This window comes from Bradyrhizobium sp. SHOUNA76, from assembly GCF_023006445.1.
In the GTDB taxonomy this organism is placed as follows: domain Bacteria; phylum Pseudomonadota; class Alphaproteobacteria; order Rhizobiales; family Xanthobacteraceae; genus Bradyrhizobium.
In genome coordinates, this window is the sequence record NZ_JALBHA010000723.1 from 1 (window position 1) to 2347 (window position 2347).

Genomic DNA, 2347 nt, shown 5'->3' on the forward strand with positions numbered 1-2347 from the left:
CTCGGCCGTGCGCCCGGCACCGACGGCGCGACGGCTTACGCGCTGCGGAGCCGGCTCGACCGCCGCGAGGGCGACGATTTTCTGGAGCGGCTGCACGAACTGATTCTGTGGCAGACGCGCGAATTCCCCGCAGGGCATCCCTACAACAACGTCGTCGCCATGCCCGACGACACCGCCCTGCCGCCGATCTGGCTGCTCGGCTCCAGCGATTATTCTTCGGAGCTGGCCGCGCAAGTGGGTATGGGCTTCGCCTTCGCTCATCACTTCGCGTCCCACGATGCAGTCGATGCGATGGTGCATTACCGCAACCGCTTCCAGCCCTCGTCCTGGCGTGCGAGTCCGCACGCGATCCTCGCAGTCGCGGCCATTGCAGCCGATACCGATGAGGAGGCCGAGCGGCTGGCCTGCTCGTTCGACCTCAACCGGCTGCGCCGCGACCGCGGTCAATATCTGCCGCTGCCGAGCGTCGAGGAAGCGCTGGCCTATCCTTACTCCGACTCCGAGCGCACCTCGATTCTTCGCAACCGCTCCCGCCTGTTCGTCGGCAGCCCCACGACGGTGCGGAGGAAGCTGCAGCCGCTGATCGACGCGAGCAAGCCGGACGAGCTGATGGTGATCACCGCCGTGTATGACCACGAGGCGCGGAAGAAGTCGTATTCGCTGCTGGCGGAGGCGTTTGGGCTTGGAGCAGACGTGTAAGTCGCTGCTGTGCCCCCGGACGCAGCGCAGCGCCCTTCAGCGGTGCACTGCAGAGCCGGGGCCCATCTCGCGACTGAGTATTTTGGCTTCTGGGTCCCGGCTCGCGCTTCGCGCGTCCGGGACACGAGACTAATCCCGCTGCGCTTCGCTGAACGTCGCGCGGAACGGATGGCCCGGATAGACGCCGACGATGCGGAATTCGCGCGAGAAGAATTTCAGCTCCTCGATCGCGAAGGCCAGGCCCTTGTCCTCGGGGTGGCCGTCGACGTCGGCATAGAACTGCGTGGCGAAGAAATTGCCGTCGACCATGTAGCTCTCGAGCTTGGTCATGTTGACGCCGTTGGTGGCGAAGCCGCCGAGCGCCTTGTACAGCGCGGCGGGCAAATTGCGCACCCGGAAGACAAAAGTCGTGACCAGCGGTCCCGCGCCCTGCGAGCCCCATTTCGGCTCGCGCGCCAGCACCACGAAGCGCGTGGTGTTGTGGGCTTCATCCTCGATGTCCTCTGCGAGGATGTCGAGGCCGTAGATCTTGGCGGCGAGGCGCGAGGCGATCGCGGCGACGGACTTGTCCTTGCGTTCCGAGATGTCGCGGGCGCTGCCGGCGGTATCGGCGTGCACGATCGGCTTGATGCCAAGCTTACGGATGATGCGCCGGCACTGGCCGAGCGCATGCACATGACTCTCGACGCTCCTGATGTCGTCGAGCTTGGTGCCCTTCACCGCCATCAGCTGATGCCGAACCGGGAGAAACCACTCGCCGATGATGAAGAGACCGGAGGCCGGCAAGAGATGATGGATGTCGGCGACACGGCCGGCCACCGAGTTCTCGATCGGAATCATGCCGAGATCGGCCTCGCCCGACGAGATCGCAGACAGCGCGTCCTCGAAGGTGGCACAGGGCATCGGCTCGGCGTCGGGATAGGCCTCGACGATGGCGATGTGGGAATTGGCTCCGGGCTCGCCTTGGAATGCGATTTTCAGCTTGCTCATGTCTTAAAAGTGCTCCTGCGGCGCCTTGTAGCAGCCGCTCAGGTTTTGGAAAGGATGCTGCGCGCGGTTTCCAGGTCGGGCGGCGTGTCGACACCGCGGGGCACGCTGTCGACGATCATGATGTCGATGCGCATGCCGGCTTCAACCGCCCGGAGCTGCTCCAGGCTTTCCTGACGCTCCAGCGGTGAAGGCGGCAGCGAGACGAACCGCTCCAGCGCAGCGCGGCGGTAAGCATAAAGGCCGATGTGGTGGTAGCGCGGTCCGTTGCCGTAAGGGGCTGTAGCCCGGGTAAAATAAAGTGCCCGCATGCGCCGCGGGCCGATCGGCGAGCCGATGGCCTTCACGACGCTCGGGGCGAGGTCCTCCTCCTCGGTGTGGATCTGCGAGGCCAGCGTCACGATGTCGACCGCCGGATCGGCAAAGGGCGGTAGCACCTCCCGGATGGTCTGCGGCGTGATCGTTGGGAAATCGCCCTGGAGGTTGATCACGATCTCCGCCTTGCCGTCCGGGTCGAGCTTTTGCATGGCCTCGTGGATGCGGTCCGAACCAGAGGGGTGGTCGGCGCGCGTCATCACGGCTTCGCCGCCATGGGCCGTCACGACCGAGGCGATCTCCGGCGTATCGGTTGCGACCGCGACCCGGCCGATACCGGCGGCCT

Annotated in this window: 3 protein-coding genes; 1 reads left to right on the forward strand and 2 read right to left on the reverse strand. The window is 65.6% G+C overall.

Annotated features, from left to right (window positions below):
- Nucleotides 1-699 (forward strand): MsnO8 family LLM class oxidoreductase (locus MOV74_RS36160; RefSeq protein WP_246932057.1); only part of this gene is annotated, 699 nt, incomplete at its 5' end.
- A 129-nt stretch (nt 700-828) separates the two neighbouring features.
- Here MOV74_RS36160 and MOV74_RS36165 read toward each other — a convergent pair.
- Together MOV74_RS36165 and MOV74_RS36170 are read right to left on the reverse strand one after the other, a co-directional pair.
- Nucleotides 829-1689, reverse strand: coding sequence for a prephenate dehydratase (locus MOV74_RS36165; RefSeq protein ID WP_246932059.1), 861 nt, complete (start codon nt 1687-1689; stop codon nt 829-831).
- 38 nt (nt 1690-1727) lie between these two features.
- Nucleotides 1728-2347: 3-deoxy-manno-octulosonate cytidylyltransferase (locus MOV74_RS36170; protein WP_246932061.1), on the reverse strand; the 620-nt coding region annotated here is incomplete at its 5' end.

What these genes read in the sequence shown, in the direction of transcription:
- MOV74_RS36165 (WP_246932059.1), bottom strand. Translation starts at nt 1,689, where the DNA reads ATGAGCAAGCTGAAAATCGCATTCCAAGGCGAGCCCGGAGCCAATTCC.